The organism is Duganella paludis, assembly GCF_054461335.1.
Genome location: NZ_CM136922.1, coordinates 5,605,283 through 5,621,806 on the forward strand (window position 1 = coordinate 5,605,283; position 16,524 = coordinate 5,621,806).

The following is a 16,524-nucleotide window of genomic DNA, read 5'->3' on the forward strand; positions in this document are numbered from 1 at the left end:
CTTCCATGAGTTTGTCCGTACGTTTTCAACACATCGTCAAGGAGTTCGGCCCGGTGCGCGTGCTGCACGGGGTCGACTTCGCGCTGGAACCGGGCCGTGTCTACGGCCTGCTGGGCGAGAACGGCGCCGGCAAGTCGACCCTGATGAAGATCCTGGCCGGCTACGAGGCGCCTACCAGCGGCCAGTTGCTGATCGATGGCGTCGACCAGCGCTTTGCCGACGCGCGCCAGGCCGAGGCGCTGGGCATCGCGCTGATCCACCAGGAATTCAATCTGGCCGAACATCTGACGGTGGCGCAGAACATTTTCCTCGGCCATGAGCCACGCGCTGGCTGGCTGCTGGACGTCAAGGCCATGCGTGCCGGCGCCGCTGCCTGCCTGGAGCAGGTGGGACTGGACATCAGTCCCGACGCCAAGGTGGCCGACCTGATCGTCGCCGAAAAGCAGTTGGTGGAAATCGCCAAGGCGCTCAGCCGCAAGGCGCGCCTGCTCATCATGGACGAGCCGACCGCCAGCCTGTCCTCCGGCGAAACGCGCAAGCTGTTCGCGCTGATGGCACGGCTGAAGTCGGAAGGCGTGACCATCGTCTACATCTCGCACAAGCTGGACGAGATGGAAGCCAATACCGATGAAGTGGTGGTGATGCGCGACGGCCGTTTCGTCAGCCGCGCCGTGACCGCCGACATTGACCGCCACCAGATGGCAAACCTGATGGTGGGGCGTGACGTGTCGGATATGTTCGCGGCCAAGCAGTTGCCGCCGGCCGACGCGCCAGTGCTGCTCAAGGTCGCCAACCTGAACGTGCCCGGCTGGGTGCGCGACCTCGGCTTCGAGGTGCGCGCCGGCGAGATCCTCGGCTTCGGCGGACTGGTCGGCGCCGGCCGTACCGAAGCCTTCGAGGCCTTGCTCGGCCTGCGTCCGCGCACGTCTGCGCGGATCGAAATCGGCGGCCAGCCGGTCGACATCCGCAACCCGCGCCAGGCCATGCTGCACGGCCTGACCTACCTGAGCGAGGACCGCAAGGGCAAGGGCCTGCACGTGCACCTGGGCCTGCGCGAAAACCTCACCATGATGACGCTGGAGCGCGACGCCAGGCCGTGGCTGGATCTGAAGCGCGGCCGCGCCGCGCTGGAGCGGGCGGTCGCCGATTTCGGCATCCGCCTGCGCGACATCCACTGCAAGGCCGGCGAGCTGTCCGGCGGCAATCAGCAGAAACTGGCGCTGGCCAAGTACTTGCACAGCGATCCGCGCGTGGTGGTGCTGGACGAGCCGACGCGCGGCGTCGACGTCGGCGCCAAGCGCGATATTTACCAGCTGATCCACCGCCTGGCGGCCGAGGGCAGGGCGGTGATCGTCATCTCGTCCGAACTGATCGAACTGATCGGCCTGTGCCACCGCGTCGCCATCCTGCATGGCGGCAAGCTGCAAGCCATGCTGGACCACGACCATCTTACCGAAGAAGAATTGATCTCCCATGCAACCGACACCCACCACTAAACTACCGATGGCCTTGCCGTCGTTGCAGCGCTTGCGTGGCTACGGCCCGGTCGCGGCGCTGATCCTGCTGTGCATCGCCGGCGGCCTGCTGAATCCGGACTTCGCCACGCTCGACAACATGATGAACGTGCTGACCCGCACCGCCTTCATCGGCATCATCGCGGTCGGCATGACGTTTGTGATCGTTTCCGGCGGTATCGACCTGTCGGTCGGTTCGATGGCCGCGCTGATCGCCGGCGCCATGATCATGCTGATGAATGCGCTGGCCGGGGCGGCGCAGCCGCTGAGTCCGCTGGCCACCGTGTTGCTGGGGATCGCGCTGGCGCTGCTGCTCGGCGGCGTGCTGGGCAGCGCCCACGGCGTGCTGGTCACGCGCGGCCGGATCGAACCCTTTATCGCCACGCTGGGCACGCTGGGCATCTTCCGCGCCACGCTGACCTGGCTGTCCGACGGCGGCGCGCTGACGCTGGACAGCACCGTGGCCGATGCCTACAGCCCGGTCTACTACCAGAGCCTGCTTGGCGTGCCGGTGCCGGTGTGGGTGTTCCTGCTGGTGGCGGCGGGCGGCGTCGTGATCCTGAACCGTACCGCCTTCGGCCAGCACGTGCAGGCCATCGGTTCGAGCGAGCAGGTGGCGCGCTACGCCGCGATCCGGGTCGACAAGGTCAAGCTGCTGACGTATCTGCTGCTGGGCATCTGCGTGGCGATCGCCACCATCCTGTATGTGCCGCGCCTGGGCTCGGCCACGCCGACCACCGGCATCCTGTGGGAGCTGGAAGCGATCGCCGCCGTGGTGGTGGGCGGCACTTCGCTCAAGGGCGGTTCGGGACGCATTGTCGGCACAGTCATCGGCGCCATTCTGCTGTCGGTGATCGGCAACATCGTCAACCTGACCAGCATTATCAGCGTCCACCTCAACGCCGCCGTGCAGGGCGTGGTGATTATCGCCGTGGCCTATATGCAGCGCGGCCGCCGCTAATTTTTTCAAGTCAAAAGGAATCCATATGATCTCAATGAAACGCATCGCCGGCGCCTGCCTGTTGGCGCTGGCCGCCGGCGCCGCCGTGTCGGCCGAAAAAGTCACGCTGGGCGTGGCGATCCCGACCGCGACCCACGGCTTCACCGGCGGCATCGTCTGGTGGGCCAACCAGGCCAAGAAGGAGCTGGAAGCAGCCAATCCAACGTTGAAGATCATCATCAAGACCGCGGCCAGCACGCCGGAGCAGGCTAACCAGCTGCAGGACATGCTGGTGGTGAACAAGATCAATGCGCTGGTGATCTTCCCGCTGGAATCGGCGTCGCTGACGCAGCCGGTGATGCAGGTAAAAAACAAGGGCGTCTATGTCACTGTGGTGGATCGCGGGTTGACCAATCCGGCGGCGCAGAACGCCTACGTGGCCGGCGACAACACCGCCTTCGGCAAGTTGCCGGCGGAGTACCTGGGCAAGAAGCTGGGCGGCAAAGGCAATATCGTGGTGCTGCGCGGCATGCCGAGCACGCTGGACAACGAGCGGGTGGAAGCCTTCAATGCCGAGCTGCGCGACTATCCCGGCATCAAGGTGCTGGACACCAAGTACGGCAACTGGAACCGCGACGACGCCTTCAAGGTCATGCAGGACTATCTGACCCGCTTCAAGCAGATCGATGCGGTGTGGGCGGCCGACGACGACATGGCGATCGGCGTAGTGAAAGCCATCGAACAGGCCAAGCGCACCGATATCAAGGAAGTGTTCGGCGGCGCCGGTGCCAAAACGGCCGTGAAGAAGATCATCGACGGCGACAAACTGGTGCAGGCCGACGTCTCGTATTCGCCCAAGTTCATCTACGACGCCATCAAGATGACCGCCACCGCCCGCCTGAAAGGCGAAGCCTTGCCGGCCAAGACCATCATTCCGTCGGTACTGATTACGCGTGACAACGCCAAGCAGTTCTACTTCGCCGATTCGCCGTACTGAGCAGGAGCCGAGCATGAAAACCATCAAGGGGCCGGCGATTTTCCTGGCGCAGTTCATGGGCGACGATGTCCCATTCGATAATCTGGAAAACCTGGCCGGCTGGGCCTCCGAACTCGGCTACAAAGCCATCCAGCTGCCATGTGATCCGCGCCTGTTCGACCTGGAGCAGGCGGCCGACAGCCAAGCCTACTGTGACGATATCAGCGGCATGCTGGCCTCGCATGGCCTGCAGGTTTCCGAGCTGTCGACGCACTTGCAGGGCCAATTGGTGGCCGTGCATCCGGCCTATGACGCCTTGTTCGACGGCTTTGCCGCGCCGCACGTGCGTGGCAATCCTGCGGCGCGCCAGGCCTGGGCCAGCGATCAACTGATGCGCGCCGCGCGCGCTTCCCGGCGGCTGGGGTTGACGGCCCACGTCAGCTTTTCCGGCGCGCTGGCCTGGCCGTATATCTATCCGTGGCCGCAGCGTCCGGCCGGACTGGTCGAAGAAGCGTTTGCCGAACTGGGACGTCGCTGGCTGCCGATCCTCAACGCTTTCGAGGATGCCGGCGTGGATCTCTGCTACGAACTGCATCCCGGCGAAGACCTGCACGACGGCGTGACCTTCGACCGCTTTCTCGACGCGGTGGGCGGGCACCCGCGCGCCAATATCTTGTATGACCCCAGCCACTTCGTGCTGCAACAGCTGGACTACCTGGCCTTCATCGACATTTATCACAAACGCATCAAGGCCTTCCACGTCAAGGACGCCGAGTTCCGTCCGGATGGGCGGCAAGGCGTGTATGGCGGCTACCAGGGCTGGCAGCAGCGGGCCGGCCGCTTCCGTTCGCTAGGCGACGGGCAGATCGACTTCAAGGCCATCTTCTCCAAGATGGCGCAGTACGACTTTCCTGGCTGGGCGGTGCTGGAATGGGAATGCGCACTCAAGCATCCCGAGGACGGCGCGCGCGAAGGCGCGGACTTCATCCGCCGGCACATCATCCGCGTGGGCGAGCGGGCATTTGACGATTTTGCCGGCAGCGGCGCCGACCTGCACCAGGTCCGCGTGCTGATGGGGCTGGAGAACTAAGATGGCGGTAGCACGACGACTTCGATTGGGCATGGTAGGTGGCGGCGACGGCGCCTTTATCGGCGCGGTGCACCGCATCGCCGGACGGCTGGACGACTGTTACGCACTGGTGGCGGCCAACCTGTCCAGCAACGCCGAGCGGGCGGCCGCCAGCGCCGCCGGGCTGCGGCTGGACCCGGCGCGCAGCTATGCCGGCTATGAGGACATGGCGCGCGCTGAAGCCGCCAGGGCGGACGGCATAGACGCGGTCGCCATCGTCACGCCGAACTATCTGCACGCGCCGATGGCGACGGCGTTTCTGGAGGCCGGCATCCACGTCATCTGCGACAAGCCGCTGGCGATCTCGCTGGCCGAAGGGGAAGCGCTTGCGGCGCTGGCGCGCAAGCAGAACAAGGTATTCGCGCTGACCCACGTGTACACCGGCTATCCGATGGTCCGCCACGCGCGCGCCATGGTGGCGGCGGGCGAGATCGGCGAAGTGAGGCTGGTGCAGGTGGAGTATCCGCAGGACTGGCTGGCGGAGCCGGCCAACCAGAGTCCGGACTTCCAGCGCAACAACTGGCACAACGATCCGCTGCGCGCCGGCCCCAACGGCTGTCTCGGCGATATCGGCAGCCACGCTTACCATCTGGCGGGCTACGTCAGCGGCATGCTGCCGAACGAGATCCTGGCCGAACTGCATGCCTTCACGCCGGACCGGGTACTGGACGATCACGTGCAGGTCATGCTGCGCTACGCCAATGGCGCGCGCGGCCTGCTGTGGAGCAGCCAGATGGCAACCGGCTGCGAGAACGGCCTGCGCCTGCGCGTCTACGGCACCAAGGCCAGCCTGAGCTTCGAACAAGAAAACCCGAATGAACTGTGGGTAACGCCGCAGGGCGGCTGCGCCCAGCGCCTGACGCGCGGACGTGTGCGCAGCGCGGCGGCGGAAGCGGCGACCCGCGTGCCGTCAGGCCATCCGGAAGGGTATCTGGAAGCGTTCGCCCAACTGTACCGCGACGCCGCCGGGCAGATCCACGCCATCGACGCCGGGCAGGCCGTGCCCGAACTGACGCTGGGCATGCCGGATGTCAGCGACGGCGTCGCCGGCCTGAAGTTCATGGCGGCGGCCATGGAAAGCAACCGGCAAGGCTGCTGTTGGGTCCGGCTGTCGGAGTAGAGTAGCGCCCTTGACCGAAACGGGCCGCGATGGTGTGCGCGATAACAGACAGGTTGGTCCGCGCGGTGCATTGTCACTTGGCAACCATCAGCTTCCAAGGAGAAGACATGCCGGACATTTCAGCGCCAACCGCGCCGCCGCCAGCGGAAGATCAACCTAGTGCGACCGCGCCCGCAAACACCAGTTGGCTCGCCAAGTTGGGACCCGGGTTGGTGACCGGCGCCGCCGATGACGACCCCAGCGGCATCGCCACGTATTCCCAGGCTGGCGCACAGTTCGGTTTCGGCATGACCTGGACCATGATCCTGACCTTTCCCTTGATGGTGGGCATACAGCTGATCAGCGCCCGCATCGGCCGCGTCAGCGGCCACGGTCTGGCGACCAATATCCGACGGCATTTTCCGGCGCCGCTGCTCTACCTGGTCGTCTCGCTGCTGCTGATCGCCAACGTGATCAACATCGCCGCCGACGTGGCGGCCATGGGCGACGCCGTGCAACTGCTGGTCGGCGGATCGGCGCACTGGTATGCCGCAGGCGCCGGCCTGCTGTCCGTGGTATTGCAGGTGACCATACCCTACCGGCGTTACGTGAAAGTGTTGAAATGGCTGACGCTGGCATTGCTGGCGTATGTCGCCACGGCCTTGATGGTGAACCTGCCCTGGCTGACGGTCTTGCAATCCATGGCCTTGCCCAAGCTGAGCTGGGATACCGCCTACATCACGACCGTGGTGGCGATCTTCGGCACGACCATCAGCCCGTATCTGTTTTTCTGGCAGGCGTCGCAGGAGGTCGAGGATTTACACGCCGATCCCGAAGCGCACGCGCTGAAACATGGCGACGCCGAGCAGACCGCCGCCAACCTTACCCGCATGAAGGTCGACACCGTCGTCGGCATGGGGTTCTCCAACCTGGTCGCGTTGTTCATCATGTTGACCACCGCCGCGACACTGGGCGCACACGGCATCAAGGAAATCACCTCGTCTGCGCAGGCGGCCTCGGCGTTGCGGCCGATTGCCGGCGACTTCGCGTTCGCCTTGTTCGCGGCTGGCATCATCGGTACGGGGCTGCTGGCGGTGCCGGTGCTGGCCGGCTCGGCGGCCTACGCCATCGCCGGCACCATGCGCTGGAAAAACAGCCTGGAGCTGTCCTACGCCGGCGCGCGCAAATTCTATTGGATCATCATCGCCGCGACCGCGATCGGCACGCTGTTTTGCTTCACCCATATCGACCCGATGCGTGCCTTGTTCTGGAGCGCGGTGATCAACGGCGTGGTGGCGGTGCCGGTGATGGTGGTGCTGATGCTGCTCGCCGCCAAACCCGCCGTCATGGGAACGCTGGTGATTTCAACGCGATTGCGTTGCCTCGGATGGGCATGCACCGCAGTGATGGCGGTTGGCGTGGCTGCCATGCTGGCGACTTCGGGTACGTGACCTCAATGGCCGGCGCCGCGCTCACGTCCCCGGCACCGCCCGATACAGCTCGGTGTGGCCGAAGCCGCGCTCGTAGTCCAGCAGCGAGACCACCGTCGGCGTGACGCGCACGAATACCGAGCCCGGCCACATGCTGTGACCGGCCTGCATCAGCTGGCGCAACTGCGGAAAGCGGAACAGCATCAGGTCGGCGATGTGGGCGTTTTCCTCTTCATCGGCCACCATGGCGGCCTTGCCCGCCAGCGACAGGCCGCGGATGTGCTTCCAGTCGGCATAGGGCGGCGTGATGGTCGCCGACACTTTCTCGTTGCTGCGGATATTGTGCGCCTTCTGGCTATCGAGGCCGATGCCGGCGTACAGCGTCAGGCCGTCGTGGACGAAGCTGACCACGGTCGCTTGCGGATAGCCGTCCGGCCGCACCGTGGCCAGCGTCATGTCGTGCGTGGCGCTCAGGATGTCGAGGATGAATTGATGTTGGGGACGGTCCAGTGTCTGCATGATGGTTCCTTGGCATGGCGGCGCGCGGCGGCGCCCTTCAGATCTTAGAGGCGGGCCGGCGCCGTTGGTTCGATCAGGCAGGGCGTTTTGATGCTGTCTGAACCGGCAGCGCCACGGTAAGATAGCGGTATTGTGGCTAATTGGGGAAGAGCGGTGCGCCTCCTGCTGGTGGAAGACGATCCTATGATCGGTGAAAGTATCGAAGATGGCTTGCATGGCGAGAGCTACGCGGTCGACTGGGTGCGGGACGGCCAGGCGGCCGAGCTGGCGTTGACCACGATCAGCTATGACTTGCTGTTGCTGGACCTGGGCTTGCCACGCAAGCAAGGCATGGACGTCCTGCGCTCCCTGCGCGCGCGCGGACAAGATTTGCCGGTCCTGATCATCACCGCCCGCGACGGCACGCCAGCGCGCGTCGAAGGATTGGACGGCGGGGCGGACGACTACCTGGTCAAGCCGTTCGACCTGGACGAGCTGCTGGCGCGCATCCGCGCCTTGCTGCGGCGCCGGGTGGCCCGTACCCGTTCGGTGGTGGTCCATGGCGGCCTGACGCTGGACCTGGCCAGCCATGAGGCGCAGTTCGACGGCGAACCGGTCAAGCTGTCGGCACGTGAATTCGCCGTGTTGCGCGTTTTGCTCGACAATCCGGGCAGCGTGGTGTCCAAGAGCCAGCTGGAGGACAAGCTGTACGGCTGGAATGCTGAAGTCGAAAGCAATACGGTGGATGTCTATGTGCACCGCCTGCGCAAAAAATTCGGCGCCGACTTCATTCGCAACGTGCGGGGCGTCGGTTATAAAGTCTCGGCGCTCTGAAAACCTGTTTTTAAAGCGTTCGACGCCGTTGCATTAATACGCCGTTAATGAAGCGCCCCGTACACTCGGTTGGAAATAATCAACCGGGGTGCAGTAATGCGGCTGCTTTTAATAGAGGATGATCCGATGATCGGCGAGAGCATGGAGGAAGTGCTACGCCGTGAAAACTACGCCGTCGACTGGGTGCGCGACGGCGACAACGCGCTGCTGGCCCTGCGGCAGGATATCTACGACCTGGTGCTGCTGGACCTCGGTTTGCCGAGCAAGCCGGGCATCCAGGTGCTGGAGCGCTACCGCGTGCTGGGCGGCGCCGCGCCGGTGCTGATCGTCACCGCGCGCGACGCCACCTCCTCGCGGGTCGAGGGCCTCGACAGCGGCGCCGATGACTACCTGGTCAAGCCGTTTGAGGTGGACGAGTTGCTGGCGCGCGTGCGTGCACTGCTGCGCCGGGGCAAGGCGCCGACCCAGGCGTTGGTGCGCCATCGTGGCTTGCAGGTTGATATGGCGTGCCACGTCGCCAGCCTGAATGGCGAGCCGCTGCATTTGCCGGCGCGCGAATTTGCCGTGCTGCGGGCCTTGCTGGACGTGCCGGGCCGGGTCATCTCCAAGGCGCAGCTGGAGGACAAGGTCTACGGCTGGGGCGAGGAAATCGAAAGCAATGCGATCGACGTCTATATTCACCACCTGCGTAAAAAACTCGGCAACGACTTCATCCAGAATGTGCGCGGCGTGGGCTACAAGCTGGCCGCCGCATGAGGACTATACGCACCCACTTGTTGCTCGGACTGATCTGCGGCGCGCTGGGCTGCGTGCTGGCGGCGGCCATGCTGCTGTATGCGCTGGCCGATCACGAGGCCGATGAGCAGTCCGATCAGCGGCTACGCCAGCTGGCATGGTCGCTGCCGCTGCAATCGCCGGTGGCGTGGCGCTTGCCGCACGAGATCGACCCCGACGAGCGCTTCGACGTGCAGGCCTGGGATAGCGCCGGGCGGCCGGTGCATATCACGGCGTCGGCGCCGGTGTTGCCGCTGACGCAGCCGACCGGCTATGCCGTGGTGAAATTTCACGGCGACCGCTGGCGGGTGTACACCGATCTGGTGTCGAACTATCACGTCCAGGTGTCGCAACCGATCAAGATCCGCCAGCGCGCGGCGGCGCACATGGCGCTGCGCATCGTGCCGCCGCTGCTATTGCTGTTGCCGGCCATGGCGATCCTGATCTGGGTGGTGGTCGGGCGCGCCATGCAGCCGCTGGAACGATTGACCCAGGCTGTGCGGGGGCGCACGCCCACCGCGCTGCAACCGCTGGAAGCGGGCGGCCTGCCGCCGGAGTTGCAGCCCATCGTGCTGGCGCTGAACGCCTTGCTGGCCAAGGTGGAGCAGGCGATCGCGGCCCAGCGCAATTTCGTGGCGGACGCTGCGCACGAGTTGCGCTCGCCGCTGACCGCATTGAAGCTGCAGCTGCAACTGGCCGAGCGCGCGCCCGACGACGCCGCCCGGAAAAGCGCATTCCGCAAGCTCCACGAAAGGCTGGATCGGGCCTCGCACCTGGTGCAACAACTGATGACGCTGGCGCGCCAGGAGCAGGTGGTGGTGGTGCCGGCCCATGTGCACTGCGATCTGCTGAAAATGGCGCGCAGGGTGGTGGCCGATCATGCGGTGTATGCGGAGAGCCGGCAGATCGCGCTCGGCTTGACCGCCGGCGCCGAGACGGTGTGCCTGCACGCCCACTCGGAAGGGCTGGCCGTCATGCTCGGCAACCTGGTCGACAATGCCTTGCGCTACACGCAGGTCGGCGGGCAGGTGCAGGTGTCGGTCGGACTGACGCAAGGCCAGCCGTATCTGGAAGTGGCCGACAATGGCCCTGGCGTGCCGGCGGCGAGCCGCGACCGCCTGTTCGACCGCTTTTACCGGCCCGATGGCAATGAGGTGTGGGGCTGCGGCCTCGGCTTGTCGATTGTCAAAAGCGTCGCCGATGCGCATCAGGCCACGCTGGCACTGCGCGCCAATGGCGACTCCGGGCTGGTGGTAACCGTGACGTTTCCTTCTTCATTATGACTGACTCCCAACGTTTTAAAGCCGCACGCCAACTATGGATCGGCGTGTTTATTTTCGCTTCACTGCTGGTGCTGGGCATCCGCACGCTGGTCTCGCCGGATGAGGGGCGGTACGCCGATATGGCGCGCGAGATGCTGCTGAGCGGCGATTGGATCACCACCCGCCTGAACGGCCTGAAGTATTTTGAGAAGCCGCCGCTGCACAACTGGATGAGCGCGCTGTCGTTTGCCCTGTTCGGCATCGGCGAATGGCAGGCGCGCTTGTGGAATGCGGTCTGCGGCATGCTGGGCGTGCTGCTGGTCGGCTATACCGGCGCGCGAATTTTCGGCGGCCGCGCCGGGCTGTATGGTGCCTCGATCCTGGCGTCGATGCTGCTCTGGGCTGGCGCGTCGCAGTTCAATACCCTCGATATCGGCGTTGCCGCCACCATGACGATCTCGCTGTGCGCGCTGTTGATCGCGCAGCAGGACGGCACCGGCAGCACTGCGCGGCGTCAATGGATGCTGGTGTGCTGGGGCGGGATGGCGTTGTCGCTGCTGGCCAAGGGCTTGATCGGGCTGGTGCTGCCGGGCGGCGTGCTGATCGTCTACACCCTGCTGGCGGCAGACCGGGGCATCTGGAAACGGTTGCATCCATGGGCCGGCGGCGCGCTGTTTCTGGCGCTGGCCTTGCCGTGGTTCGTGTTGATCGCGCTGAAGAATCCCGAGCAGCCGCACTTCTTCTTTATCCACGAGCACTGGGACCGGTTTTTCCTGAAGACGCACAACCGTGGCGGGCCATGGTACTACTTCCTGGCGCTGCTGGTGCCGGCGACCATGCCGTGGCTGCCGCTGTTGCCGGCCGCGCTGCTGCGTGCGCGGCAGCGGTTGCCCGGCGGTTTCCAGGCGACCCGCATGCTGCTGATCTGGGTGGTGCTGATCCTGTTCTTTTTCAGCTATTCGAATTCCAAGCTGCCAGGGTATGTGCTGCCGATATTTCCCGCGCTGGCGATGCTGGCCGGCCGCACGCTGGACCAGGCGTCGCGGCGGCTGGCTTTGGCGCCGCCGCTGCTGCTGATGGTGCTGGGCCTGGCCGGCCTGGCCTGGTTTACGCTGGCCGGCATGGCCGGCCTGTCGCCGGAAATGGTAGCGCTGTTGGGCAAGCAACGCTATTGTCTGTTGGCGGGCTTCATCGCCGCCGGCGCCGGCGGGGCGGCAGGGTGTTACGCCGAGTGGCGCGGCCGGCGTACGGCGATGGTGGTGGTGGTGGCCGTTGGCGCCTGGCTGCTGCTGCAATTGAGCATGGCGGCGTATGAACCATTCGGCCGGCGTCAATCCGGCATGGATCTGGCGCTGGCGATCCGGCCGGAACTGACGGCGGCAACCCCGGTATATTCGGTTGGCGCCTACGAGCAATCGCTGGTGTTCTACTTGCAGCATCAGGTGGTGGTGGTCGACTACACCGATGAACTGGCATTTGGACTGCGGCAGCAGCCGGAGCGCGGCATTCCCGAGCTGGAGGAATTCTACCGGCGCTGGAACGCGGGCGTGGCGCGCGGTGAGCCGCAGTTCGCGATCGTGCGCCTCAACGTCTATCAGCAACTGCTGGACCACGGCTTGCCGATGCGCGAGCGGGTGCGCAATGACCGGGTGGTGATCGTGTCCGCGCCGTGAAGGGCAAAATCTAACATTTTGTTAATCTTAGAATAACGCTAAAATACCTCCCTCTTTAGTCTCGATCCAGGTTGCCCATGCCCGATTTTTTGCGTTCCAGGTTTGCGTTGTATCTGCTGGCCGCCGGCTTCGCTGTGTTGTCCCTACTGGTGCTCGATGTGCGCACCCTGATTCAGCCCGATGAGGGGCGCTATGCCGAAATGGCGCGCGAGATGCTGCTCAGCGGGGATTGGATCACCACCCGGCTGAACGGCATCAAGTATTTCGAGAAGCCGCCGCTGCACACCTGGATGAGCGCCATTGCGTTCGCGCTGTTCGGCATCGGTGAATGGCAGGCGCGCCTGTGGAACGGCTTGTGCGGCGTGTTGACGGTGTTCCTGGTCGGCTACACCGGACACCGGGTATTCGGCGGCCGCGCCGGCTATTACGCTGCGCTGGTGCTCGCTTCGACCCTGTACTGGGGCGCGACCTCGCAATTCAATTCGCTGGATATGGCGGTGGCGGCGACCATGGCGCTATCGTTGTGCGCATTGCTGCTGGCCCAGCGAGACGATGCGGATGCGACGCAGCGCCGCCGCTGGATGCTGGTCTGCTGGGCCGGCATGGCGTTGTCGCTGTTGACCAAAGGGCTGATCGGCATCGTGTTGCCGGGCGGCGTGCTGCTGGTGTATGCGCTGACGAGCGGCGACCGCGCCATCTGGCGTCGCTTGCATCCGGTGGGCGGCCTCGCGGTCTTCCTGATCCTGTCGCTGCCGTGGTTCCTGCTGGTGGCGGCGCGCAATCCCGAGCAGCCGTACTTCTTCTTTATCCACGAGCATTGGGACCGTTTCTTCCTGAAGACGCACCGGCGCGAAGGGCCGTGGTACTACTTCCTGGTGCTGATGCTGCCGGCCAGCCTGCCATGGCTGCCATTGCTGCCGGGCAGTCTGGCGCAAGCGCGTCAGCGGGCGGCGGGGCGCTTTCAGCCGGTGCGTTTGCTGCTGGTGTGGCTGGTCTTCATTCTGGCCTTCTTCAGCTATTCCAGTTCCAAGCTGCCCGGCTACGTGGTGCCGGTGTTTCCGGCGATCGCGCTGCTGACCGGCGTTTATCTGGAGCGCGCCGGGCGCACTGCGGCCTTGCTGGTGGCGGCGCTACTGGCGCTGATCGGCGCCGCCGGCCTGGTGGCCGCGCCCTTCGTCGGCAAGCTGGGGCACAACCCGATCGATGTTGCGCTGTTTGAAAGTACGCGCTTGGTGTTGGGTGCCGGTTTCCTGGCGGCGCTGCTGGCCGGTGGCGCCGCGATCCGGGCCGAATGGCGCGGGCGGCGCGACGCCATGGTGCTGGCGGTGGCGCTGGGCGGCTGGCTGCTGGCCCAGTGCACGCTGGCGGCGCACGAACCCTTCGGCCGGCAGCGCTCCGGGGCCGACCTGGCCCTGTCGATCCGCGCCGAACTGAGCGAAGCGACGCCGGTCTACTCGGTGGGCACTTACCGGCAATCGATGACCTTTTACATGGGGCACACGGTGATCCCGGTGCACTATACGGACGAACTGGGTTTTGGCTTGCTTCAGGAACCCGAGCGCGGCATCGCCACACTGGAGGAATTCCAGGCGCGCTGGGAGCGTGCGGTGAGGCGCGGCGAGCGCCAATATGCCATCGTCAGCGCCAATGTCTACCGCACCCTGGTGGAACGTGGCCTGCCGATGACGCTGCGCGGAACCGGCGATGACATGGTGCTGATCGCAACATTGCCTGTTTCCTGAGAGTTTTAATACGCTGTTCATGATTGCCCGTGCAGAATCGGGCTTTACTATCGTATGAGCGGGGTCTTCAATGAAAAAAGTTCTTATCCTGGGTGTTAACGGTTTTATCGGCCACCACCTGTCGAAGCGCATCCTGGAGACCACCGACTGGCATGTGTACGGCATGGACATGAGCACCGACCGCATTCCGGACCTGCTCGACCACCCGCGCATGCACTTCTTCGAAGGCGACATCACCATCAACAAGGAATGGGTGGAGTACCACGTCAAGAAGTGCGACGTGATTCTGCCGCTGGTCGCCATCGCGACGCCGTCCACCTATGTAACCGCGCCGCTGCGCGTGTTCGAGCTGGACTTCGAAGCCAACCTGCCGATCGTGCGTTCGGCCGCCAAGTACGGCAAGCATCTGGTGTTCCCATCGACTTCGGAAGTGTATGGCATGTGCCATGACGAGGAATTCGATCCGGAGAATTCGGAACTGATCTGCGGCCCGATCAACAAGCCACGCTGGATCTATTCGAACGCCAAGCAGCTGATGGACCGCGTGATCTGGGGCTACGGCATGGAAGGTTTGAACTTCACGCTGTTCCGTCCATTCAACTGGATCGGCGCCGGCCTCGATTCGATCCACACGCCGAAGGAAGGTTCCTCGCGCGTGGTGACGCAGTTCTTCGGCCACATTGTGCGCGGCGAGAACATCTCGCTGGTGGACGGCGGCTCACAGAAGCGCGCCTTCACCGACATCGACGACGGCATCGATGCGCTGATGAAGATCATCGCCAACAAGGACGGCGCGGCCAGCGGCAAGATCTACAACATCGGCAACCCGGTCAACAACTATTCGATCCGCGAACTGGCCGGCATGATGCTGGAACTGGCGCACGACTATCCTGAATACGCGGCCGGCGCGGCGCAAGTCAAGATCGTCGAGACCACCGCCGGCGCCTACTACGGCGCCGGCTATCAGGACGTGCAGAATCGCGTGCCGAAAATCACCAACACCTGCGAAGAGCTGGATTGGAAGCCATCGACCACCATGGCCGACGCGCTGAAGAAAATCTTCGACGCCTACCGTGGCCAGGTCGCCGCCGCCCAAGCCCTGATGGAGTGACCATGCAGCGCGATCCAAACCGGCCGGAGCTGTCCGTCGTCATTCCGGTCTATAACGAGGAAGCAGGCCTTCCGCGCCTGTTCGCCCGGCTGTATGGCGCGCTGGACCAGCTGGGCATCAGCTACGAAATCGTGTTCGTCAACGATGGCAGCCGCGACCAGTCGGTCGCTGTGCTGGCCGCGCAGTTTCGTCGCCGGCCGGAGGTCACGCGCGTGGTGCTTTTCAACGGCAACTACGGCCAGCACATGGCGATCCTGGCCGGCTTCGAGGCGGCGCGCGGCGAGATCATGGTCACGCTCGACGCCGACCTGCAAAATCCGCCGGAAGAAATCGGCAAGCTGGTGGACAAGATGCGTGAAGGCTACGACTACGTCGGCTCGATCCGGCGCCGGCGGCAGGACAGCGCGTGGCGCACCTATGCGTCCAAGGCCATGAACCGGCTGCGCGAAAGCATCACCAACATCAAGATCACCGATCAGGGCAATATGCTGCGCGCCTACAGCCGCAACGTTGTCGACCTGATGAACCAGTGCGCCGAAGTCAATACCTTCGTGCCGGCGCTGGCGTATCGCTTTGCCCGCAAGCCGACCGAGATCGTGGTCGAGCACGAGGAGCGCGCGGCCGGCGAATCGAAGTATTCGCTGTACAGCCTGATCCGCCTGAACTTCGACCTGGTCACCGGGTTTTCGCTGGTGCCGCTGCAGTTCTTTTCGATGCTGGGCATGGTGATGTCGTTCGCGTCGGCGGTGCTGGTGCTGGTGCTGCTGGGACGCCGTTTGTTCCTCGGCGCCGAGGCCGAAGGCCTGTTCACCCTGTTCGCGCTGTCCTTCTTCTTCATGGGCATGATTTTGTTCGGCATAGGCTTGCTGGGCGAGTACGTCGGGCGTATCTATCAGCAGGTGCGTGCCCGTCCGCGCTATGTGGTGCAGACGGTGCTGCAACAACAGTCGGCCGAGCTGGACGAGCTCGCCGCCGGGAATGAAAAACGGGGCATCAACCGCCAAACCGAGTAGGGAAGTCCGATGAATCTGCAATCGAACTGGCTGGTGTTTGCGCTGGGGTCGGCGTTCTTCGCGGCCCTGACCGCCGTGCTGGGAAAGTTCGGGGTCGCCGGACTGAACTCCAATCTCGCCACGCTGATCCGTACGCTGGTCATCCTTGTGGTTACGGCGGCGATTATCAGCTGGCGCGGCGAGTGGCAAAAGCCCGGCGGCATCAGCGTATCGAGCTGGGTTTACCTGGTGCTGTCCGGCGTTGCCACAGGCTTGTCCTGGCTGTGCTACTACCGTGCGCTTCAGCTTGGGCCGGTGTCGAAGGTGGCCCCGGTGGACAAGCTGAGCGTGGCGCTCGCCATTCTGTTCGGTGTGCTGTTTGTGGGTGAAACGCTGACCTGGCCGATCGCGCTGGGCGGCTTGCTGATCGTCGCCGGCAGTGTGGTCATCATGGTGTTCTAGTTGATGCTGCAAAGTTGACTTAATACGGTGTTAACGATGGCCGCGCTTTAATGGCGGCCTTCGTTCAACCCTGGAAGTTCTTTTCGCA

The 16,524-nt window shown here is 64.5% G+C and carries 15 protein-coding genes; 14 read left to right on the plus strand and 1 reads right to left on the minus strand.

Going from position 1 to position 16,524, the window contains the following annotated elements; genetic code table 11:
- Window positions 1-5: 5 nt before the first annotated feature.
- From ACXZ1M_RS24825 to ACXZ1M_RS24850, 6 genes are all read left to right on the plus strand, one after another.
- On the plus strand, window positions 6-1,496 hold the full coding sequence (locus ACXZ1M_RS24825; protein WP_459050262.1) for a sugar ABC transporter ATP-binding protein: 1,491 nt from the start codon (window positions 6-8) through the stop codon (window positions 1,494-1,496).
- Window positions 1,474-2,475: an ABC transporter permease gene (locus ACXZ1M_RS24830; protein WP_459050263.1), complete on the plus strand. Its 1,002-nt coding sequence runs from the start codon at window positions 1,474-1,476 to the stop codon at window positions 2,473-2,475. The genes ACXZ1M_RS24825 and ACXZ1M_RS24830 overlap by 23 nt, the downstream gene beginning before the upstream one ends.
- A 25-nt stretch (window positions 2,476-2,500) precedes the next feature.
- Entirely contained in the window at window positions 2,501-3,451 is a 951-nt protein-coding gene (locus ACXZ1M_RS24835) for a substrate-binding domain-containing protein (RefSeq protein ID WP_459050264.1), read from the plus strand.
- 13 nt (window positions 3,452-3,464) lie between these two features.
- On the plus strand, window positions 3,465-4,520 hold the full coding sequence (locus ACXZ1M_RS24840; protein ID WP_459050265.1) for a sugar phosphate isomerase/epimerase family protein: 1,056 nt from the start codon (window positions 3,465-3,467) through the stop codon (window positions 4,518-4,520).
- Window position 4,521: 1 nt separating this feature from the next.
- Window positions 4,522-5,679, plus strand: coding sequence for a Gfo/Idh/MocA family protein (locus ACXZ1M_RS24845; RefSeq protein ID WP_459050266.1), 1,158 nt, complete (start codon window positions 4,522-4,524; stop codon window positions 5,677-5,679).
- A 107-nt stretch (window positions 5,680-5,786) separates the two neighbouring features.
- Complete coding sequence (locus tag ACXZ1M_RS24850; protein ID WP_459050267.1) at window positions 5,787-7,109, plus strand: NRAMP family divalent metal transporter; 1,323 nt, start codon at window positions 5,787-5,789, stop codon at window positions 7,107-7,109.
- Window positions 7,110-7,130: 21 nt separating this feature from the next.
- On the opposite strand, the gene ACXZ1M_RS24855 is transcribed toward ACXZ1M_RS24850, so the two are convergent.
- Window positions 7,131-7,607, minus strand: a complete 477-nt coding sequence (locus tag ACXZ1M_RS24855) for a pyridoxamine 5'-phosphate oxidase family protein (RefSeq protein ID WP_459050268.1) — start codon at window positions 7,605-7,607, stop codon at window positions 7,131-7,133.
- 153 nt (window positions 7,608-7,760) lie between these two features.
- Here ACXZ1M_RS24855 and ACXZ1M_RS24860 point away from each other — a divergent pair, with 153 nt between their 5' ends.
- The 8 genes from ACXZ1M_RS24860 (at window position 7,761) to ACXZ1M_RS24895 (ending at window position 16,436) form a co-directional block, all read left to right on the plus strand.
- Window positions 7,761-8,420 (plus strand): response regulator, encoded by a 660-nt coding sequence (locus ACXZ1M_RS24860; protein ID WP_459050269.1) that lies wholly within the window; start codon window positions 7,761-7,763, stop codon window positions 8,418-8,420.
- Between the two features lie 96 nt (window positions 8,421-8,516).
- Complete coding sequence (locus ACXZ1M_RS24865; RefSeq protein ID WP_459050270.1) at window positions 8,517-9,176, plus strand: response regulator transcription factor; 660 nt, start codon at window positions 8,517-8,519, stop codon at window positions 9,174-9,176.
- Window positions 9,173-10,477 (plus strand): ATP-binding protein, encoded by a 1,305-nt coding sequence (locus tag ACXZ1M_RS24870; RefSeq protein WP_459050271.1) that lies wholly within the window; start codon window positions 9,173-9,175, stop codon window positions 10,475-10,477. The genes ACXZ1M_RS24865 and ACXZ1M_RS24870 overlap by 4 nt, the downstream gene beginning before the upstream one ends.
- Window positions 10,478-10,521: 44 nt before the next feature.
- Entirely contained in the window at window positions 10,522-12,129 is a 1,608-nt protein-coding gene (locus ACXZ1M_RS24875; RefSeq protein ID WP_459050272.1) for a glycosyltransferase family 39 protein, read from the plus strand.
- Between the two features lie 77 nt (window positions 12,130-12,206).
- The gene (locus tag ACXZ1M_RS24880; protein WP_459050273.1) at window positions 12,207-13,871 is read left to right on the plus strand and encodes a glycosyltransferase family 39 protein; all 1,665 of its coding nucleotides are present in this window, start codon (window positions 12,207-12,209) and stop codon (window positions 13,869-13,871) included.
- Window positions 13,872-13,941: 70 nt separating this feature from the next.
- Window positions 13,942-14,982, plus strand: a complete 1,041-nt coding sequence (locus tag ACXZ1M_RS24885; RefSeq protein ID WP_459050274.1) for a bifunctional UDP-4-keto-pentose/UDP-xylose synthase — start codon at window positions 13,942-13,944, stop codon at window positions 14,980-14,982.
- A gap of 2 nt (window positions 14,983-14,984) precedes the next feature.
- Complete coding sequence (locus ACXZ1M_RS24890) at window positions 14,985-15,995, plus strand: glycosyltransferase (RefSeq protein WP_459050275.1); 1,011 nt, start codon at window positions 14,985-14,987, stop codon at window positions 15,993-15,995.
- Window positions 15,996-16,004: 9 nt separating this feature from the next.
- Window positions 16,005-16,436 carry an EamA family transporter gene (locus ACXZ1M_RS24895; RefSeq protein WP_459050276.1) on the plus strand — a complete coding sequence of 144 codons (432 nt, stop codon included), beginning with the start codon at window positions 16,005-16,007 and terminating at the stop codon, window positions 16,434-16,436.
- The last annotated feature ends 88 nt before the right edge of the window (window positions 16,437-16,524 follow it).

Coding starts and splice junctions, on each gene's coding strand:
- ACXZ1M_RS24825 (WP_459050262.1), top strand. CDS start 6: ATGAGTTTGTCCGTACGTTTTCAACACATCGTCAAGGAGTTCGGCCCG.
- ACXZ1M_RS24830 (WP_459050263.1), top strand. CDS start 1,474: ATGCAACCGACACCCACCACTAAACTACCGATGGCCTTGCCGTCGTTG.
- ACXZ1M_RS24835 (WP_459050264.1), top strand. CDS start 2,501: ATGATCTCAATGAAACGCATCGCCGGCGCCTGCCTGTTGGCGCTGGCC.
- ACXZ1M_RS24840 (WP_459050265.1), top strand. CDS start 3,465: ATGAAAACCATCAAGGGGCCGGCGATTTTCCTGGCGCAGTTCATGGGC.
- ACXZ1M_RS24845 (WP_459050266.1), top strand. CDS start 4,522: ATGGCGGTAGCACGACGACTTCGATTGGGCATGGTAGGTGGCGGCGAC.
- ACXZ1M_RS24850 (WP_459050267.1), top strand. CDS start 5,787: ATGCCGGACATTTCAGCGCCAACCGCGCCGCCGCCAGCGGAAGATCAA.
- ACXZ1M_RS24855 (WP_459050268.1), bottom strand. CDS start 7,607: ATGCAGACACTGGACCGTCCCCAACATCAATTCATCCTCGACATCCTG.
- ACXZ1M_RS24865 (WP_459050270.1), top strand. CDS start 8,517: ATGCGGCTGCTTTTAATAGAGGATGATCCGATGATCGGCGAGAGCATG.
- ACXZ1M_RS24870 (WP_459050271.1), top strand. CDS start 9,173: ATGAGGACTATACGCACCCACTTGTTGCTCGGACTGATCTGCGGCGCG.
- ACXZ1M_RS24880 (WP_459050273.1), top strand. CDS start 12,207: ATGCCCGATTTTTTGCGTTCCAGGTTTGCGTTGTATCTGCTGGCCGCC.
- ACXZ1M_RS24885 (WP_459050274.1), top strand. CDS start 13,942: ATGAAAAAAGTTCTTATCCTGGGTGTTAACGGTTTTATCGGCCACCAC.
- ACXZ1M_RS24890 (WP_459050275.1), top strand. CDS start 14,985: ATGCAGCGCGATCCAAACCGGCCGGAGCTGTCCGTCGTCATTCCGGTC.
- ACXZ1M_RS24895 (WP_459050276.1), top strand. CDS start 16,005: ATGAATCTGCAATCGAACTGGCTGGTGTTTGCGCTGGGGTCGGCGTTC.